The sequence below is a fragment of the Legionella massiliensis genome (assembly GCF_000756815.1).
Lineage (GTDB): Bacteria > Pseudomonadota > Gammaproteobacteria > Legionellales > Legionellaceae > Tatlockia > Tatlockia massiliensis.
Map to the genome: position 1 here is coordinate 742,413 of NZ_CCVW01000003.1, position 19,450 is coordinate 761,862.

Sequence of the window (19,450 nt, forward strand, 5' to 3'; positions counted from 1 at the left end):
CCCAATTAAAGAACAATTGGAATAATTTTACAGCTTAAATATTAGTCAATTATTAAAATAAAAAGTCAATACTCAATAGTTATTATCAATAAAAATAGAACCGTAGCCTGGATGCAGCGAAGCGAGATCCAGGCTACTTTATTTTGAATTCCGATCGGGAAATATATCATCGAAGCGTAAATGCTTATTAAGCTCCATAGCCGTTTGCCTATTTTTCACAAAACCACCCAATTTATAGATGATCATTGGCAAGGTAAGGCTCAGGAAGCCCATAACAAAGGCGACCTTATAACTATGGTCTTTGTTGAAAGCAAGAAATACCAAACAAATAACCATTAATGTGATAGCGAGAATGCCTGTATAGGGTGATCCTGGTGTTTTATAACTCAGATCAGCAGTGGTATACCCGGCTTGGTAGAGGCGCTTGCGAAAATTAATTTGCGCCCAGCAAAGTGAAATCCAGGCAATTGCTCCAGTAAAACCAGAAACAAGCAGGAGAGCGATATATAACATGGATTGGCCAAAGAAATAGGATATTCCTAGCAAAACCCAAATAGAAGCGAGAGTAACCACTCCAGCGTTTTGTGGAACTGCATTACGGTTAAGCTTACTTAGAGCATGGGGAGCCATACCATTACGTGCTAAAGCATTCAGCGATCTGACGATGCCATATACTCCAGAGTTTGAACAGGATAAGGTCGCTGTCAGCGTCACAAAACTTGTTGCAGCTCCTGCCCAGCGCAAACCGTAAAAATCAAGCGCATCGGCAAAGACAGAGTTTGCAAGGCCAGCTTTTTGCCAGGGGAAAATCAAAACCAGACAAAATACTGGGATAATGTATATAAAGAGAATCCTGAAAGTAACATTACGAACAGCGCGTGGAATCATGCGTGCTGGATTAATAGACTCTCCGGCAGCTAGTCCAATAATCTCCGAGCCCTGGTAATTAACTAGCAGCAGCACCATGGCCGTGAGCAAGGCCATCCCTCCATTTGGGAATAAGCCGCCTTGGTCATAAATAAAGCGAGCACCAATAATACCGCTAGGTTGCGGGCCATGGATTATCCCAAAGAAAATTAAGATAGCAAGCGCAACAAAGCCCATAAGCGCGGCTATTTTAACGATAGCTAACCAAAACTCAATCTCACCGAAGGTACCCACTTTGGCAATATTGATATAAGTAATCAGCAAGCCAAAACATACAGCCCAGACATAGCCATTAATGCCCGTGAAATGCTGCATAATAATGCCACCAGCTATACACTCCGCCGGAATATAGGCTACCCAACTTATCCAATAAGACCAGCCCACACCACAGGCAACGGTTGGTGATATGAAATCTGCTGTATAGGTAATAAAGGAACCAGAGATAGGAATTGCCACTGCTAACTCACCCATACATAGCATGGTGAGATAGATGATCAATCCGCCGAACATATAGGCAATAAAAACGGAGGGGCCAACATCATTAACAACCGCGCCTGTACCTAGGAAATAGCCGGAGCCGATAATTCCGCCCAAAGCGATCAGTTGCACATGGCGATCTTTTAATCCCCGTCTGTAGCCACCATCGCTGATTGGCACATTGCTGTCTTTTTTATGAATAGTCACTAACTGTTTGGTCTCTCTAAAAAATAATTTAATGGGTTAGTAAAATTGTATAATAATTCTATATTTTGTCCATATTTTTATATGCTGGCGTTCAGCAAAGAAGTGATTTTTATAAGAAAAAGCGCGAGAAGGCAAGATTTATTTTTTCAGCCAATCAGATTGGATTAATAACTCAATAATTCTAATTGAAAAACAATGGGTTATATTTTGTCTTTGAAGGCAAATATCAGGGGGGCAGTTCGAAGCTCAACCCTCAGCCGCTTGTTGAATAATTTCCTCAGCTACCTCGTTTTTGAAGTTCACATGATGATGCAAACCAACTGTAACAAGTGAGGGCGCGAGCTCTTTCATTGCCTGTAAAGCATCTGCGCGTTCCTCAGCGGTTGACTTGGGGTTTTCAAGCATCGCGATATTCGCAAGAAAAGCCGCGACACTGCCTTTGCGGATTTTCTGGCCTTGAATCAAGATGTAATCAGCGCCATCGGCGATAATATCTTCTGGTTGAATAGCTTTATTGCTCATTTTAAATATCTCTTATCGATAACTGACGTTAAAAAATATTATGATAACGCCAGCTTGCATTCTTTCTCAATCAGGTAACGTCTATTTATTTTTATTGCCTCTAAAAAATCTTTGTCATGAGAAATAACAATCATAGCCGCAGGAAATTCATTTAGAACCTGAATGATCTGCTCTTTAGTTTGTAAATCAAGATTATTTGTTATCTCATCCAAGATGAGTAGTCTCGGTGTCTTGGCAGCGATTTGCGCTAGACAGAGCCGGGCTTTTTCTCCGCCAGATAAGTCTGCAATCCTTTTGTTAATTTCTTCATTTTTACGAAATAAGAAATAATTTAAATGACGGCGAATATCTGCAGGATGCCAATTGAGGCCTAAGTCTGCAATTGCATCAAAGACCGTTTGCTCATTGCTCAGGGTTGAATAATGTTGATCAAGATAGCCAATATCACCTGGTTTTGGCGTAAACCATTCTCCACCCATTCTTAATGAGGCCTGGCTCAGAATAGCCTTAATCAAAGTCGTTTTGCCTGAGCCATTGGAGCCGACGATAGCAAGCCGTTCAGTTGCTGAGAGTGAGAAATTAATCTGGCTTAGAATAGGGTTGTGGTAGCCAGCAAGGCCACTATTGATAGTGATTAAGTTTTTAGCTGTTAATTGCCCGGTGCTAAGAGAGAATTTAATTTTAATAATCTCAGGCTGTTGCAGTTCTTTGAGTTGCTCTAGGATAGATTCTTTCTCTGCAGCAATATTTTTCCTGTTTTTATTGGCTGTGGCTTGACCGCGCCCCTGCGCACTACGCAGCGCTAGCTTGTCATCGCCATATTTTTTCTCCCCATAAGTCTTGCGTTTTTTCGTTCGTTCCTGCTCTTTCATCAGCTTTTTGTGGCTTTCCTTCTTTTGTGTTGCTAGACGGGTTAATTCCTCATGCACAGAACGATATTGGATAGCTAATTCCTGGCAGTAATCGTCATAATTGCCTGTGAAAACACTAATTTTATTGCTCTTTATATGCCATAAAGTATTCACAGAGCGACGTAATAGCTCTTGATCATGGGAAACAATAATTAGCGTTCCTGGATAAGCGTCTAATAATCTGAATAAGGCTTTGCGATTATACTGATCCAGATGATTTGTAGGCTCATCAAGTAGCAGAATATTGGGGGAAGGAGCCAGAGCCTTGGTTAATGCTGTATTGAAACGTTGACCGCCACTTTGGCTGTCAAAGTCATTAATAATTTGTGGCACATAACCAAAAGTACAGTCAGCAGGCTGTACTATTCGCCCCTCTAAGGAATCAAGCTTGCCCATTAATAGTTTTAGCAAGCTTGATTTCCCACTACCATTATTGCCAATAATTGCAATTCGCTCACCATAGCTTATTTCAGCATTGAAATCTTGAAAGCAGAGTTTGTGAGCAAAGCCTAAGGCTAGGTTTGAAATACGGAAGGGTTTATGCATGATATTAATCTCAAATTTGAATGCAAAGGCCAGGAAAATTCCGGCAGCTTAAAAATTTACTGAGATTAATTGTTCATGATGGCGATCAGCCTTTATGGGTTAAATTTGATATTTTTGTATAATATCAAAACTATTATTGCAAGGGAAGAGGGCTTTCAAGGGTCTATCTGTTTTAGAATTATACTTTGATTCCAGATTTACTCTTGTAAAAGATAATGGTAGATTTTTGTATCTAAAACAGGGATGGGGCGTATAAATGAGAATTTCAGATCTTGAGGTTTGTCTTAACTCCTATGATTCATATAAAGGATCTCTTCTGCGTCCCTGGATTGATGAATCTCATATTCGAGTTTTCCGCGCATTGTATACGGAATTGAAGTCAGAAAAGGATAGAGAGCTAACAGGCGCAGAATTAGTGCGGGTAGCTGAGATAATTCTCTCAAAAACGACCTGGGAAGTCTCAGAAGCATGCATTACCCTAAGCATGTTGGCAAATCGAATGGGTGGCAAAAAAGCACTTGATCGCCTAAAGCAAAATAATCAAATCAATGCAGATAATTTAGTTGTACTCGATTACTACCATCAAATGGAAAGGAAAAGGGTACTGCCACAACAGATAACTCGAGAGGCAATAGAAGCTCATGGTGATTTGATTGCAGACTATATCCTGTCGTTAAGCGCTGCTTTACCTGCAGCAGAAATTATCCCTTCAGGTTTTTTTGATAAAACAGATAGGCAAATATTAATAAACAGACGAGAAGACATTGCGAGCCTTGCTGCTGGCAAAATTGAGAGAAGAGAAGCTTATTTTGCGACCCTTGTCGCTGAAGATTCGCAGGAAATGGTACAAATCCTGCTGTTGTTAAAACGTCATGGTCTTTGTAAAGAAAACAATATAGCCCTGTTGCCAGCTACAGCCCAGCAACTGCAATTATTAAGAAAAATTTTAGTTATCTTTGATGCGACACAAGATCAGGTTTTGATGTTACAAAGCAATGTATCTGCTCTTTTAGGAAACGCCAACCTCCTAGCTAGGTTTTCAGAGGTTATTAGTGAGTTAGATGCTGCTAAAAAATTAACACAATCAAGTCTCACCTCGCTTTTTACTCAGGTTGCAAGACTTGAAGAGGGTAAAGCAATTGCTGGCCTGCTGGCTCATTTTAGAGAGTCTGGCTGGGATCTTGAGAATAATCTTACAGTGATATTCGCCAGCGGATCTAGAGGAACGGCAATCTTAGACGCTTGCATAAGAGTCAAAAAATTAGAGTTTCCTCCCAATCGCGTGCAGCAACTGCTAAACAATTTTTTCGCGCAGCCAGCCTTTTCTAAGGACGTTGCTGAGGCCTTTGAGACTTTAGCGGGAGAGGGGATAGAAGATAATGAATATAGCGCCATACTTCGAGCGCCTCGCTATGCTAAAAAGTTGGCAAAAGCGATAGTGATTCAAAGAAGTTTCTCAGGGATTAATGAAGGAGCTAGAGATTGTATTACTAGCTTTATGGACAGGTACCCAGACCATGCGGACGACTTAGCCTTGGCCTTTAATCAATTGGTACTAGCTGGGTTTAATACCATTGAAACCAGAGAATTACTATTAAGTCAGCCCGAAAATGCAGCACAGGCTGCTTTAATTCTGGAGCAGATGAGCCAACACAACCTGTTTAAACGAGGTAATCCTAAGAGTTTAGCTAATCTGAAACTTCTTTATACTAATTATTTTGTTTGCACTGAATTTGTCACTCTTACAAGGTCTTTGGTGGCCGCAGGTCTCTTTGAGCAGGAAACTTTTGATCGATTTGCTGTGCACACTGAGTTTTTTACACCCCTATTTGAAGCATGCTCTTTGTTAGGGGACAAGCTTGATCAGACTAATCTGAATTTATTATTTGATGACCCATCTCAGGCTCTTCAGATTGCTAAAATTCTAAATGAAGGAACCGAGGCAGAGCCTCCAGTGGAAAAAAGATCGAGCCTCAAGGGCAGCAAGGATACTTTTTTTCAGTCACATCAAGCGACTCCTGGGTCAATTATTGTTGATATGCCTACAGAGGACGATGAAGATAAAGAGAATACTCAGAAGCCCTTAGTTAAACGAGTATGGTATGCAATTCAGGCAACTATTGATAACCTCACCAACGAGGACTCAAGTGATGATGAGCCTGAGGAGTATAATGAAAGAGGAAACAGCCTAACCGTCGTTTAGGTGATAAGCCCGATTCGGATGAAATTTGGGGTAATAGGTCACCCCCATAGGTATCTACACAAGTGTCTGTAATTGAACGCCCTGTTACCCAACGCCACGTCATCCTGAGCGCAGCGAAGGATCTTCGGGATTAGCACGGTGCCACATTCAGGAGATCCTTCGCTGCGCTCAGGATGACGTAGTGTTGAGACCAGGAGGGACATGACCTATTACAGACACTTGTGTAGATACCTATGGGTCAACCTGCGGGAATTCGATACTGGAGAAGGGGTGACCTATTACAATTTGGAAGTTTAGGGAGCTGCGATGATGACATTTAAGGATAAAACCGTTTGGATCACTGGGGCTTCCTCAGGGATAGGCGAATCGTTGGCTTACGAACTTGCCAAAGCAGGCGCAAGATTGATTTTATCAGCCCGCAATGAAGCGGAGCTGCAAAGAGTTAAGGAAGCCTGCCTAGCTTCTGAAAGTCATACTATTGTTCCTATTGATCTTGAAAAATATCATTTGTTAGAAACAACTGCGAATAAGGTTTGGGAAGAGCATGGGCCTATCGACGTACTGATCTGCAACGCCGGTGTTTCACAGCGTTATCTCGTTGTTGAATCCAAACTGGATTTAGATGAAAAAATCATGGATACCAATTTTTGGGGGACAATTGCCCTTACCCGTCCAATTTTAAAAAAAATGCTGGAAAGACAAAGTGGACATTTGGCAGTAACGTCAAGCATGCTAGGGCTTTATGGCGTACAAACAAGGGCTGCTTATAGTGCCAGTAAACACGCGCTTAGGGGATATTTTGAAAGTCTGCGTAATGAGTTATTCAAAACCAAGATCAAGATTACGTTGATTTATCCGGGATATATTAATACCAAAATCAGCAAAAATGCCTTAGTGGCAGATGGAAGATCTTATGGTCAGAGTGATGCCCTTCATATCAAGGGGATTGCTCCACAGCTCTGCGCACAGAAAATTATCTATGCTATTGAACATGAGAAACCACAGTTAATTGTTGCAGGACCTAAGGAACGTTTTGGGTTGGTAATGGCTCGCTTTTTCCCAGCAATATTTCGCCATTTTTCATCGAGACTTGATATTTAAATTAAAGTTGGCGGAGAGAGAGGGATTCGAACCCTCGATACGTTGCCGTATACACACTTTCCAGGCGTGCGCCTTCAGCCGCTCGGCCATCTCTCCTACAAGCGCGAAAGGATATACTTATACAATGAGGAAATCAATCCCAGATCCGTTTAGATCAGAAAGCAGTCAGTTGTTTATTTTTCCTGATATCTCGGTATAATTGCCATCCTTTTAGTCTAAGAGGCTTAATTATGCACGTAATTGCTGTTTGTGGGCCTATTGGTTCCCCAATAAGAGAGTTTGTAAAACAATTTCCTAATGCGACCATTATTGATGAAGCCCATTATTTAACAGTCGCAGACGTTGATGCTGATGCAGACGCAGATGTAGAGACAGAAGCTGATCCATATCCATATTCAAATTCTATTTCAGTGAATTTTAATCGTTTAAGGGCTGCGATTCCGGCTGAGCCAGAAAAATTGGTTATAGTAGCTGGCCATTATTTATTGAGCGACGAAGAGTTACGCCGCCACTGCGATGTCAAGGTATTTATAGAGACTCCTAGCGATATCTGTCTAAGTAATTTCATTAAACTCGAAAGCCCTGATAAAGCACTGAAGCAAATTGATCTCTATGAAACTAGAATTAAGGCGAAAAACGACCAGGAGATCAATCCATTAAAAAAACATGCTGATTTTTATCTGCCTCATACTAAAATTGATGGTTATATTACTGAGCTTCTACGTACTCCTATCGCTCCAATAGAAGAACAGCATAATTCTCCAAGTGCATCGCTTAATTTTTTCAGTGTTAGCTAATTGGTATTAGTTAATAGGTGCAAAATCCGAATATCTGAATATAATTACTTATAATCAATGAACAAAATGGATTTATTATGTTTTCCAGATATTCGGTATCACTTCTTCTCGTAGCCTTATCAAGCCAGTCCTTTGCATTTCAATGTTATATCACCTTAGTAAAAGATAGTTGTTGGACAAATTATAATGTGTCGATGGCTGTGATTAATTCTACGAATAATCAGACCATAACCACTGTTGAAGCACCCAAAGGTAAGCAATGGCAAAGACAGCCTTTCCAATGCGAAGCTGCAATGAAGCTGATGTATAACGCCAGTTTTTCACCGGTATTTTGGGAAAATGATAAGGGTAAATCCTATTGGGCTCTGCGTTACTGGTTTTTACCTGGTGAAGTTAAGCCTAATCAAAGCGCCTGGGATATTCCGGTTTGCTTTCCTTCTGCCTTTTCTGGTGTACCCTTACCGCCAGAAGCAAACGGAAACTGTAAATGCGACTTTTTCAGCATACCCCCAGTACCTCCAGCTGTTATTAAGGCTCCTAGTTCTGGAACGACAAGTACAGAGCCGTCCAGTTAAGGATAGTAGCCTGGATGCACGCAGCGAAATCCAGGCTACATTTTATTTTGTTGCCGACTATGACCCTATCAGCCGCCCCCATCATTTATTTGAATTAACACATTGTGTATGATCGCATTTCTAGTCTTATAAAAATTAGAAAAAAAGGGGCTGAATTTGACAACTTTAAGACAGCAGATCGGGCAAATGCTTATTATTGGTTTTGCTGGGACTCAAATCGAAGAGCATAGTTCTATAGTTGAATGGTTAAGCGGTGATGGTTTAGGCGGTGTTATTTTATTCGATTATGACTTAGTTAAAAAATCCCAGGGAAAAAATCTAGTTAATCAGTCGCAAATCAAATATTTAACAAATCAAATTCATCATTACGCGAAACGATCAGCCTATAGCCAAGAAGAGGGGCGGGCTCCCTTTATTGCGATAGATTATGAAGGTGGGGCAGTTGATCGATTAAAGCATATTGATGGTTGCATAAAGACAAAAAAACCTTGCGAATTAGCAACGCTTAGCGACGAGGCTTTACGGTTTGAAGCTGAGAAAATGGCCCAAACTTTGAAAGCTCTAGGTTTTAACCTTAATTTCGCTCCTGTTGTTGATCTGAATTTGAATGAGGACCAGGGGATTATTGGTAAGCTTGGTCGTAGTTTTTCAGCAGAGCCCTCCCAGGTTGCCCATCTTGCTAAAATCTTTGTTGAAGCCTTTGCGGATCAAGGGCTGACTTGCTGCTATAAGCATTTTCCAGGACATGGCAGTGCTATCGGTGATAGCCATGAGGGATTTGTTGATGTGACAGGAACCTTCCAAACTAAAGAGCTCGAACCTTATTCCTTATTGTTAGCCAACCCAGAACTACCCGCTATGATTATGACTGCCCATGTTATCAACCGTAAACTGGATGCGAGCGGCTTACCGGCAACTCTGTCTCACCCTATGTTAACTGGTTTATTAAGGCATCAATTGGGTTTTGAAGGGGTCATAATCTCTGATGATTTACAGATGCAGGCTATTGCCAGTCATTATTCTGTAGACGAAGCCTTAGAGCTAACTATCAATGCTGGCGCTGATATGGTTATTTTCGCCAATCAACTGGGTGAAATAGGAGCCACAGAGGTTATTGATAGAATTGAGGCGCTGGTGCGAGCAGATCGAATTGAGAAGAAACGTATTGAACAGGCTTTTCAAAGGATTGTCCGGTTAAAGCAAGCTCAGTTGGCTATGGCTCTTTAGGGAAAGTAAAAGTATAGGGATCCCGCGGTCAAGCCGCGGGAATTCGATAGGGGAGGCTTGACTAACAGCCGAAGTGTGTTAAAATATGCTCTCAATGTTCAAAAAATATACTAAATGGTGATTATGAAAGACTCAAGATCGTTTTATAACAATTCCCAATCTCATCAGACATTTCATTTTATTTCCTCATTGTTCTGTTGTTGTTGCTGATCATCAAATTGTTTTAAAACTCTGAGACTTAACTTCTTTAAAAGGTATTTGCTATGTGCGCCCAACATACTCACCAGAAAAAAAACTGGCTCAACGCCCCCGTCTTATATGCCCTTATGATTGTCTTGGGTATTTTTAGTGGTTACTCCGATATTCCTTTACTAAAAACCTTTGGTTTGTTTATTGCTGATGTATTTATCAAGATTTTTAAATGCATTAGCCTGCCAATTATCGCCTTATCTATTATTGTGACCCTGTCAAATTACAACACTGATGGTTCAATGCGCACTGTCTGGCGACGGGCAATGACTTACACCTTGGGTACGACACTTGTTGCTGCCGCAATTAGCTGCCTGCTCTATTTAATGATTCATCCAGGCATGATTGGGTCAGTAAAACAGGCCAGTGTTGAACCACAAACAAGCCAGCTTGGCTACTTACAGCATATAGCTAACCTGATTCCCTCGACAATTTTTGAACCCTTCTTGGAACATCAGGTTATGGGCGTGTTGCTGATTGGAATCGTTATCGGTATTGCTATTCGCTATATCCCTGAACCCGAAGCTAAGCAAACTATCACCCAGTTTTTCCGTGGGGCACATGGTTTGTTTATGGTCGTAACTAACTGGGTTATTGCCGTTATCCCTATAGGTCTTTATGGCTTTATTACTACGACTGTCGTGCAATTGCGTGGTGGAATGGCAATTAAGGGAATCGGATCCTACCTGTTGATAATCGTTCTGGCTAACCTGATTCAAGGTCTTGTCATTCTGCCTTTGTGGTTGAAATCACAGGGGATAAAACCCTTTGCAGCGCTTAAAGGAATGCTTCCTGCCTTGTCAGTGGCGTTTTTCTCAAAATCCTCAGTTGGTACCTTACCTGTAACGATGGAAACTGCGGAGAAGAACCTGCATGTCAAACCCGAGATAAGCCGTTTTGTTTTACCCCTTTGCACTAGCTTAAATATGAATGGCTGTGCTGCTTTTATCTTCGCAACCGTGATTTATCTCATGCAAAATAATGGCATCGAGGTTTCTCTGGCAATGATGGGATTATGGGTAGTGATTGCCACGGTAGCGGCAATCGGTAATGCTGGCGTGCCCATGGGCTGCTTTTTCCTGAGTGCAAGTTTACTTGCCTCTATGAATGTGCCAATTACACTGATGGGAATTATCCTACCTTTTTATAGCTTGATTGATATGCTTGAAACGGCCTTGAACGTTTGGTCTGATTCATGCGTGGCTAAGGTTGTGGATGAAAAGACCAATCCCAAGGAAGCCCCAATTGCTCAACCAGAGCTTCAGGTTGGGTTGGCTAACTAGGAATTATTAGTTATTGGAAGTAGGTTGGGCTGTTAAACCCAGCCTACTTCCTAGTACAACCATCAAGGAGGAGCTGGCAATGTACACAAGGATGTTAGTGCAATCTATCCTATGGTTGCTTATCTCTGCGCTATTACTCTTTGTACCAGCAGGCACTATAAAATGGTGGGCCGCCTGGGTTTATATTTTGGAAAACTCAATCTGCGGTCTTTGCATAGGATTTTGGCTGGCAAAACATGATCCTGAGCTATTAAAAGAGCGCCTATCTTTTATTATCCAGCCTGAACAAAAGGGCTGGGATAAAATACTCATGAGCGTTTTTCTAGTGCTGATTATCGCCTGGTACCCCTTTATGGCTCATGATGTGAAAGTCCATGGTTTTTTCCTAGTTCCGCTTCTGCTGCAAATTCTTGGGGCGCTGGGTATTGTGATTTCAATGTTACTTACCTTTTTTACCTTTCGCCAAAATACCTATGCGGCGCCTGTGGTGAAAATCCAAAAAAATCGTAAACATAAGGTAATTAGCTCCGGTCTTTATGGTTATGTAAGACATCCCATGTACTCTGGCGCACTCTTTTATTTTTTTGGTGCCCCCTTATTACTGGGTTCCTGGCTAGGTTTAATCTTTTCCCTTCTTTTATCGATTCTCATAGCATTCAGAGCTTATATGGAAGAGCAAACCTTGGTGAAGGAATTAGAGGGGTATAGTCAATATATGAAGAAAGTGCCTTATCGCTTGATTCCTTATGTTTGGTAGGGGTTTTAGATCCGCATTCCAAAGTATATCTACACAAAAAAAGCAAACGTAGCCTTGATGCAGCGCAGCATTATTCATCTCAACCTAAAATCTGCTCACAAATAGAATAATAAATCTCGCTTAATGCTTCCAAATCAACCAAAGAAACACATTCATTAACCTGATGTATGGTGGCGTTTAGAGGGCCTAGCTCAATGACTTCAACACCATAGGGTGCAATGAAGCGTCCATCAGAGGTTCCACCACTTGTAGAAAGCTCTGGTTGACGATCTGTTATTTTTTCTATGGCTTTAATAGTGCATTCTAACAAGCGGCCCTTAGCTGTTAAAAAGGGTTCGCCATTGAGAGTCCATTCGATTTGGGGTTGTAGACCATGGTTTGTGAAACAAGTTTTTACTGACTCTTGCAAGATTGCCGCTGTCTGCTCTGTTGAAAAGCGAAAATTAAAATTCATCTGCAATTCGCCGGGAATAATATTATTTGCCTGTCCACCCGAGTGAATGGAGGTTACCTGGAAGGATGTGGGCGGAAAATGCTCATTGCCTTGATCCCATTGTTTTTGGCAAAGCTCAGTTAGGGCAGGGCTTATACAATGAATTGGATTTCTTGCCAGATGCGGATAAGCGACATGTCCCTGTAGTCCCTGCAGACTAAGCTTGCCGGTTAAAGAGCCGCGTCGGCCTATCTTAACCACATCACCAACCAGCGCGGTGCTGGATGGCTCGCCGACAATACAAAAATCCGGGTGAATACCTTGTTTGGCAAGTTCTGCCATGACATGAGGTGTGCCATGGGCAAAATCATCACCTTCTTCACCGCTAGTAATTAAAAATCCTAGGCTTCCCTTAAAGTCAGGATGGTTTTTTATAAAATCAGCAGCCATAACCATCATCGCTGCAAGACTACCCTTCATATCAGCACTGCCACGCCCATAGAGCATGCCGTCTTTTTCTTCTAAGGCAAAAGGGGGAGAGTTCCATTTACTGACATCGCCGATTGGCACAACATCGGTATGACCCGCGAATATCAAGAGGGGTGAAGTCTTACCTAAATGGGCAAAGAAGTTGCTGACAGGTGGCTTATTAAAACGTTGACAGACAAACCCCTGCTGAGTGAAAAAATCAATCATAAAATCCTGACAGCCTGAATCGAGGGGGGTAATAGATTCAAAGCGGATTAATTTTTCCAGCAATGCTTTGATATTGTGCATTATTGTACGTCTCTTAATAACTCATTAATGCTCACTTTAGCACGCGTTTTCTCGTCCACCTGCTTTACAATTACCGCACAATATAGACTGTGGCTACCGTCTTCGCTTGGCATAGAACCGGCAACAACGACAGAGCCAGCTGGAATGCGGCCATAACTGATTTCCCCTGTTAAACGGTTATAAATTTTAGTACTTTGGCCAAGGAACACGCCCATGGATAATACGGAGTCACGCTCAACAATGACGCCTTCTACAACCTCAGAACGTGCACCGATGAAGCAATTGTCTTCAATAATGGTAGGGTTTGCCTGCAAGGGCTCAAGAACGCCACCGATACCTGCACCGCCTGATAAGTGCACGTTCTTTCCTATCTGCGCGCAGGAACCTACAGTTGCCCAGGTATCAACCATGACGCCCTCGTCAATATAAGCGCCAATATTGACGTAAGAGGGCATCAAGATAGTATTTTTAGCAATGAAAGCGCCGCGGCGAACCATCGCGTGAGGTACAACACGTACCCCGGTTTTACTGAATTCAGCATCAGAATAGCCAGAAAATTTCAGTGGAACCTTGTCATAAAATTGGCAGAAACCAGCATCCATCACTTGATTGGGATAGAGCCTAAATGACAGGAGCACAGCTTTTTTAAGCCATTGATGGGTAATCCAATCGCCACTAATTTTCTCAGCAACACGCAGCTTTCCCTGATCAAGCATAGAAAGTGCTTCATCAACTGCGCTAAGTAGTTCTTTAGGAGCTGTTTCTGGCGAGAGATTCTGACGTTGTTCAAAACTGCTTTCAATGAGTGTTTTTAAATCGTTCATGGTTGATATCTAGGTTGTGAAATTTCCATGAGTATATCTAGGGGGTACTTATTTTTCTACAGTAAGGTGTGATACTCCCTACGTCATCCCGAACATAGTGAGGGATCTCCGAGATTGGCACTATGCCACATCCAGTAGATGTCTCAGACGTTCGACATGACGTACGAAAAGTTGCAGGAAATCAGAGAGGGAGTATACTGCTTTGCCATTATATTGGTTGGGACATGATAATGCGTTTGTTAATCACAGGAGCAGCAGGTTTTATTGGCTTTCATTTGGCGAAACTTCGCCTTGAGCAGGGCGATTCTGTTGTTGCTATTGATAATTTAAATGATTATTACGATGTAAAGCTGAAATTGGCCCGCCTTGAGCTCTTACAAGCCTACCCCAACTTCCATTTTTATCAGGCTGATATTGCTGATGCGAAAAAGGTTAATGAAATTTTCGCCGAACACAAACCTCAGCGAGTAGTCAATCTTGCGGCGCAAGCTGGGGTTCGTTATTCTCTGACTCATCCAGAAGTCTATGTCCAATCTAATCTTGTCGGTTTTAGTACGATTATCGAAGTTTGCCGTCAACACCAGGTTGAGCATTTGGTTTATGCCTCGACCAGTTCAGTCTATGGTGCGAATAGGAGCCAACCCTTTAGTGAAAGTGCTGGGGTTGATCATCCTCTGACAATTTATGCGGCGACTAAAAAAGCGAATGAATTGATAGCGCACTCTTATTCAAATTTGTATCAGTTAGCAACAACAGGCCTGCGCTTTTTTACAGTCTACGGCCCCTGGGGGCGACCTGATATGGCCTTTTTCTCGTTTACCCGGGATATCTTGGCCGGTAATCCGATCAAAATCTACAACCATGGTCAGATGCAGCGTGATTTTACCTATATCGATGACATCGTAGCAGGGGTCTCTCTTGCTATCGATAAACCTGCTAGTGCAAATCCAGATTGGTCGGCATATACACCGGAGCCTTGTTCTAGCTATGCGCCTTATAAAATCTATAATATTGGCTGTGGTAATCCAGTAAACCTACTTGACTACATAGAAGCCCTCGAACAAGCAACAGGAAAAACTGCAGTTAAAGAGTTTTTACCCATGCAAGCCGGCGATGTTTTATCAACTCATGCGGATACCCAACGCTTGCAGGATGACTTAGGTTATTTGCCAAAAATCGACTTCAAGGAAGGGGTGAATCGTTTTGTAGAATGGTACATGGATTTCTATAGATAACGTCAGCCCAGCCTATGCTTTACTAGCGCTTTTTAGTCACGATGATCAAATTTGTTTCAAGCCTCTACAATTTATGAGATAATCCCGCCCACTAATTCACATCTTATCGGGATATGGTCAATATCTTAATATCTTTTTGTTCTGGGGAAAGTTGTATATGCCATCACAAAGTAAAATCATTAATTCTACTAATCGATTACTTAAACACAGAGGTTTATCTTTACAGTTAAATAAAGGCGGTGTTTGTGCAGGTCTTGCATCTATCTTTATTAAGTATTTCCTCGAAGACCGGGACGAAGAGTTTTTTAAGCTTTCAAAATTATTAGCGAATCCACCGAAAAATTATAGTATTGGTGTGGATGCGAAGTTCGATAGTTTTATTCAAGAAGTTGAAATTGTATTTAATCCCGCCGTTTACAATAAAGACTATCATCAAGGCGACCTAGAAAAGGTTGTCACTATTCATGGGCAACCTCCCAAAAATGAATATAACCTTGGCTATACAGATAACCAGATCGAATGGGCGAAACTGCTCGAGCAAATCCGTAATAATGGACGAGCTTGTTTTGTTGGTTCAGCAAATCATGCTGTTGCCCTAGCCTTTAAGAATAATCAATATATCATTTTTGATCCCAACTATGATGAGGATGAAGAAGACCTCCGGGCAACTCTGCCAAAATTTAATGTAAAAACCTTTGATTCAGCAACCGATGCTATCGCTGAATTATCGAAGTGTTTCTTTTATAAAAAAGACGATATTGGTTTAGAACTCCGTGTTTTTGCCAAACCGAATGCCCAAACTACACATAATTATCCTGATAAAAAGGAAATCTGGGCCAAGAGACTTAAGGTCAAGGCCGATTTTGAGCGAAAATCGGAGCATGAAGGGTCAAGCTCGCCTCTGAACTTTGCAATTCGCGCAAATGACCAAGAGACCATGGAATATATTCGGGAGCAAGGATATATCTCACTTTTAGAGGCAAAAATAGCCATTTTTTGGGGTAGGAAAGAACTTGTCTTAAAGTATCTCAGTAAATTGACTAATCCTATCGAGCAGATCGAGCTGTTAAATTATGCGGCACACTATGGCAATGTGGAGCTATTTAAAGAGGTCCTTGCTGAGTGCGAAAAGAAAATTGTCTATGATGTGGATGGAAGAGTTAATCCAGAAGGCGAGGACTTTTTTAAGGAAGCCGTTAACCAAAATCCGTCTCTGCTTTATTACGCTGCAATGTCCAATTATCGCGACAATGTTGCAGCTGTTGTTGCGGTTTATAAGAAATATTCAATAAATGTGAATACTTCTCCAGGCTTTAATGCCGCAGCCCTACTTGAAGCGGTCAGCGAGAAAAGTGGGGGAGAGGTATTAGAATTAACAACTGAGCTTTTGCGTTATAGCCCTGAGCGTGTTCTTTCTTTGATTAGCACGGCGGCCAAAAATAATAACCGCAGCGGCCTACGATTTTGGATACAGAAGTTAACTAGCCAAACGCCCAAGCAGCGGGAGGAGGTAATAACAGCAGAGGTTCTCAGAGCTGTATCTCCTATTAATCTTCAATTCTTGCTTAATAGCGCTTTCCCCATCAAGCCAGCTTTGCTCTCTACTGCATTACTGCATGAAAATACTGAGGTTTTTAAAATTACTGTAGCCCAGCAGGTGCCATCGGAGTGGACGCGCTTTCTTGCTGCAGTTGCAGAAGATGAAAACCTCGATGAATTTGATTCTCTTTGCCAAAACTTATTTCAAGATCATGACGGTTTGAATGCCTTTGAAGTATTAGCTCGATTTGGTAAAAACACGCTCATTAAGCGCCATTGGCCTGCAAGTCTGACACTGGCTGAGCAGGAGCGTGCCTTCAAGTTTGCCTGCCTAAATGCAGATAGTGATTTGGTTCGTTTTCTGGCTGATAGAGGCCTTAATGCGGATGATAATTTCAAGCTTGAACAACTTAAATCAGCTGCTAAACATGAAGATGGTCTACGTGCCGATGCGCTGCTCGCTGCCAGAATTCCTCCTACTTTGCTTTTAGCCAAGAATGCGAGTTCAGATGATTTTGAGCAGTCATTGCTAATTTACAGACTAATTCACTTAGGTAAATACCATTTTATTACTAATGCCTGGTCAAATCTGGATAATGATCTGAAAAAGAGTGTCTTAGCGGCGGCCTTATTTTTAAGGAATAAGCCCTTAATGCAATTTATTTTGAACAATGAATTACTAATGGCTAAGAAAGCGATTTATAACAATATCGTTTCAGCTTATACGAAAAAGCGCCCTTCCGACTTAGCTGAACTCGTTCCTTTCCTAGCCTTAGCTGATAGAAGCCAGTTAACTGAATATTGGCCGCAAGTATTTTCAAAAAAACCAGAAGCAGCAAGGTATGCATTGAAATATGCGATTTTGAATCACCATTTTCAACTTGCTGAAATGATGAAGGATGCTATTCCTTTGGGGGCTGATGGTCTTTATGAGTTGTTTGTTGAGGCACATGAGCAAAACAATGGCGAGGCTATAGAATTTATAAAGGATAATTATGACTTCATGCTGAAAAAGCCGGAACTCTTTACCCGTCTTGATCAAGACGGGCATTTTGCTGCCCTTGCTACAGCATTGCGGTATCAGTCTACCCTACCAATCCCAATTAAGTTAAATCTGCTTAACAGTGCAGCCAGCCGAGGGGATGCAAAAATTATTCAATTGCTTGCCTCATCGATAAACGCAGCCTCTTCTGCAGAAGGGTCTCCTTTGTATAAAGCCTTGGTAAATAAACATGCTGAGGGCGCCTATTTATTGTTAGCTAATGGCGCTAGTTTTCGCGAATATCCCTTGCCCCCAGCTCTTTTTACTTTTGCAGTGGATACAAATGACTTTCGTTTGTTTGCAAGGGCATTGCAAGATAATGACTTCAATTTATTTTTATCATTAAATCTGGCAGAAAATGTCAATTATGTTTTAGCGCGGGCAAAGCCAGAGTTGGTTAGCGCATTGGCTCAAAAAGTGAGTTTAAGCAATTTTTATGAGCAATTTATGGACTATGCCATTAGCCATAATGATGTTGCTTTATTTCGTCAGTTACAGCGTGTAGATAAGTACAAGGTGCAAGATAAGAGAAGTCTTTTCTTAAGAGTATGCGCCGCAAAAAGTGTGGATCTTGCCAATGAATTGGTAGAAGAGCCTATTACCTTTGTCAATGAAAGAGAAAGACATAGGGCGTTGGCGACCTTATTTGAAAAGACCGATGCAACCCATGAGCACCCCTATGTGGATGCTCATGATGTCTATGAGCTGGTCTATCATAGAGCCCTAAATCGTCTCTATTTGTATATCAAAGATCATCGTTTTCCAACAGCCTTCAATAGTCTGCATAAGTCTATTGAACAAATGATTTTTGATCCTGGCTTAATCAGGAAAACAGAGTTATGGGGGAATTTAATTAGTAGAGCTCTTGGTGAGGGTGATAGGGTTAAACTTCAGACGCTCATGGCGCAATTAGCAACAAGACCTTCTTTATTAGAGGGTGGATTTGAATTATTTAGCCCGCATTTGGCTAATCCTTTGATCGCTAAGGTTTTGCTAGAAAACTATAGCCTACGTGACTTTTTGAATGTTGCTATAGCAAAGCAAAAATGGGATACAGTGGTAGCACTGTTATTGGGAAGACAGCAGGCAGAATTTGATCCTGAGTTTCTTGTCGAGCTAGCTAACTATAAAACAGAACTTCTTGCAGGTTTACAAAGCTATGCCATGACTCAATTAGCAGAAGATCCCCGTTCTCGCTTGAATGACTTATTGCTGGATAAGAGCACAGAGGTATTAAGCCTAGTATTAAGATCTAAAACGGAGGAAATTCAGGTTTTAATTGAGCAAGTTCAGGATGAGATGGTCAAAGCTGGGATCAATCTTAAACGTCAATTTTATCGTTTTGATTTATACGCTCAAATTCTTAAGGATTTTGCAGCAATAGATAGACTAAAGCCCCAGATTAAATCGCTACTAAAAGATTGTGTTGATATACCTGCTAATGAGGTTATAGCTAATGAGGCCTGGCGTTTAGCATTAACAGGCCTAAAAAATGAAATAGCAACCAATGGCTTATCGCCACACTATTTTAATAAGAGAAACAGGCTTATCGATTTATTTGATTCACTTGATCAATATCAGCAGCAGGAAAAGCAAAGCAGGCAGTTAGAAGAAGCTAGACAAGAAGAACTAAGACGAGAGATTGAGGCTGAACAGCTCCGCCAAGAGGAGCTTGCAGCCGAGCAGCGACGACAGCGCGAGCTTGAAGAGCAACGTCGTCGTGAAGAAGTTGAGGCTAAGCAACAGCAACAGCGCGAGCTTGAAGAGCAACGCCGTCGTGAAGCACTTGAGGCTAAGCAACAGCAACAGCGCGAGCTT

The 19,450-nt window shown here is 41.7% G+C and carries 14 protein-coding genes and 1 tRNA gene; 9 read left to right on the plus strand and 6 right to left on the minus strand.

The features are described 5' to 3' along the window. Positions 1–138: 138 nt before the first annotated feature. The 3 genes from BN1094_RS14690 to BN1094_RS14700 form a co-directional block, all read right to left on the minus strand. Positions 139–1,611 (minus strand): amino acid permease, encoded by a 1,473-nt coding sequence (locus BN1094_RS14690; RefSeq protein WP_044011830.1) that lies wholly within the window; start codon positions 1,609–1,611, stop codon positions 139–141. Positions 1,612–1,857: 246 nt separating this feature from the next. Continuing rightward, positions 1,858–2,133 carry a hypothetical protein gene (locus BN1094_RS14695; protein WP_044011831.1) on the minus strand — a complete coding sequence of 92 codons (276 nt, stop codon included), beginning with the start codon at positions 2,131–2,133 and terminating at the stop codon, positions 1,858–1,860. A 38-nt stretch (positions 2,134–2,171) separates the two neighbouring features. Then, positions 2,172–3,590 carry an ABC-F family ATP-binding cassette domain-containing protein gene (locus BN1094_RS14700; protein WP_245614342.1) on the minus strand — a complete coding sequence of 473 codons (1,419 nt, stop codon included), beginning with the start codon at positions 3,588–3,590 and terminating at the stop codon, positions 2,172–2,174. Positions 3,591–3,846: 256 nt separating this feature from the next. Here BN1094_RS14700 and BN1094_RS14705 point away from each other — a divergent pair, with 256 nt between their 5' ends. Both BN1094_RS14705 and BN1094_RS14710 read left to right on the plus strand, forming a co-directional pair. Then, a complete protein-coding gene (locus tag BN1094_RS14705) occupies positions 3,847–5,793 on the plus strand; it encodes a hypothetical protein (protein WP_044011833.1) in 1,947 nt (648 codons plus the stop codon). A 306-nt stretch (positions 5,794–6,099) separates the two neighbouring features. After that, positions 6,100–6,894 (plus strand): SDR family oxidoreductase, encoded by a 795-nt coding sequence (locus BN1094_RS14710; RefSeq protein ID WP_044011834.1) that lies wholly within the window; start codon positions 6,100–6,102, stop codon positions 6,892–6,894. A gap of 8 nt (positions 6,895–6,902) precedes the next feature. On the opposite strand, the gene BN1094_RS14715 is transcribed toward BN1094_RS14710, so the two are convergent. Then, a tRNA-Ser gene (locus tag BN1094_RS14715) sits at positions 6,903–6,990 on the minus strand. 134 nt (positions 6,991–7,124) lie between these two features. On the opposite strand from BN1094_RS14715, the gene BN1094_RS18955 reads away from it, so the two are divergent. The 5 genes from BN1094_RS18955 to BN1094_RS14740 all read left to right on the plus strand — a co-directional run bounded on the left by BN1094_RS18955 (position 7,125) and on the right by BN1094_RS14740 (position 11,782). Continuing rightward, complete coding sequence (locus BN1094_RS18955; protein WP_052403318.1) at positions 7,125–7,691, plus strand: nucleoside/nucleotide kinase family protein; 567 nt, start codon at positions 7,125–7,127, stop codon at positions 7,689–7,691. 77 nt (positions 7,692–7,768) lie between these two features. Continuing rightward, positions 7,769–8,266: a hypothetical protein gene (locus BN1094_RS14725; protein ID WP_044011835.1), complete on the plus strand. Its 498-nt coding sequence runs from the start codon at positions 7,769–7,771 to the stop codon at positions 8,264–8,266. Between the two features lie 156 nt (positions 8,267–8,422). Then, positions 8,423–9,493 carry a glycoside hydrolase family 3 protein gene (locus BN1094_RS14730; protein ID WP_044011836.1) on the plus strand — a complete coding sequence of 357 codons (1,071 nt, stop codon included), beginning with the start codon at positions 8,423–8,425 and terminating at the stop codon, positions 9,491–9,493. A gap of 263 nt (positions 9,494–9,756) precedes the next feature. Next, the gene (locus BN1094_RS14735; protein WP_044011837.1) at positions 9,757–11,025 is read left to right on the plus strand and encodes a dicarboxylate/amino acid:cation symporter; all 1,269 of its coding nucleotides are present in this window, start codon (positions 9,757–9,759) and stop codon (positions 11,023–11,025) included. A 79-nt stretch (positions 11,026–11,104) separates the two neighbouring features. Further along, positions 11,105–11,782: a methyltransferase family protein gene (locus BN1094_RS14740; protein ID WP_044011838.1), complete on the plus strand. Its 678-nt coding sequence runs from the start codon at positions 11,105–11,107 to the stop codon at positions 11,780–11,782. Positions 11,783–11,861: 79 nt separating this feature from the next. Here BN1094_RS14740 and dapE read toward each other — a convergent pair whose 3' ends face one another. Both dapE and dapD read right to left on the minus strand, forming a co-directional pair. Beyond that, complete coding sequence (gene dapE, locus BN1094_RS14745) at positions 11,862–12,992, minus strand: succinyl-diaminopimelate desuccinylase (protein WP_044011839.1); 1,131 nt, start codon at positions 12,990–12,992, stop codon at positions 11,862–11,864. Continuing rightward, positions 12,992–13,816, minus strand: a complete 825-nt coding sequence (dapD, locus tag BN1094_RS14750; protein ID WP_044011840.1) for a 2,3,4,5-tetrahydropyridine-2,6-dicarboxylate N-succinyltransferase — start codon at positions 13,814–13,816, stop codon at positions 12,992–12,994. Before dapD ends, dapE begins: the two co-directional genes overlap by 1 nt. A gap of 230 nt (positions 13,817–14,046) precedes the next feature. On the opposite strand from dapD, the gene BN1094_RS14755 reads away from it, so the two are divergent. Both BN1094_RS14755 and BN1094_RS14760 read left to right on the plus strand, forming a co-directional pair. Next, positions 14,047–15,051, plus strand: a complete 1,005-nt coding sequence (locus tag BN1094_RS14755; protein WP_044011929.1) for an NAD-dependent epimerase — start codon at positions 14,047–14,049, stop codon at positions 15,049–15,051. Between the two features lie 157 nt (positions 15,052–15,208). Beyond that, positions 15,209–19,450, plus strand: a 4,242-nt coding sequence (locus BN1094_RS14760) for a PB1 domain-containing protein (RefSeq protein WP_044011841.1), incomplete at its 3' end; no start/stop codon positions are given.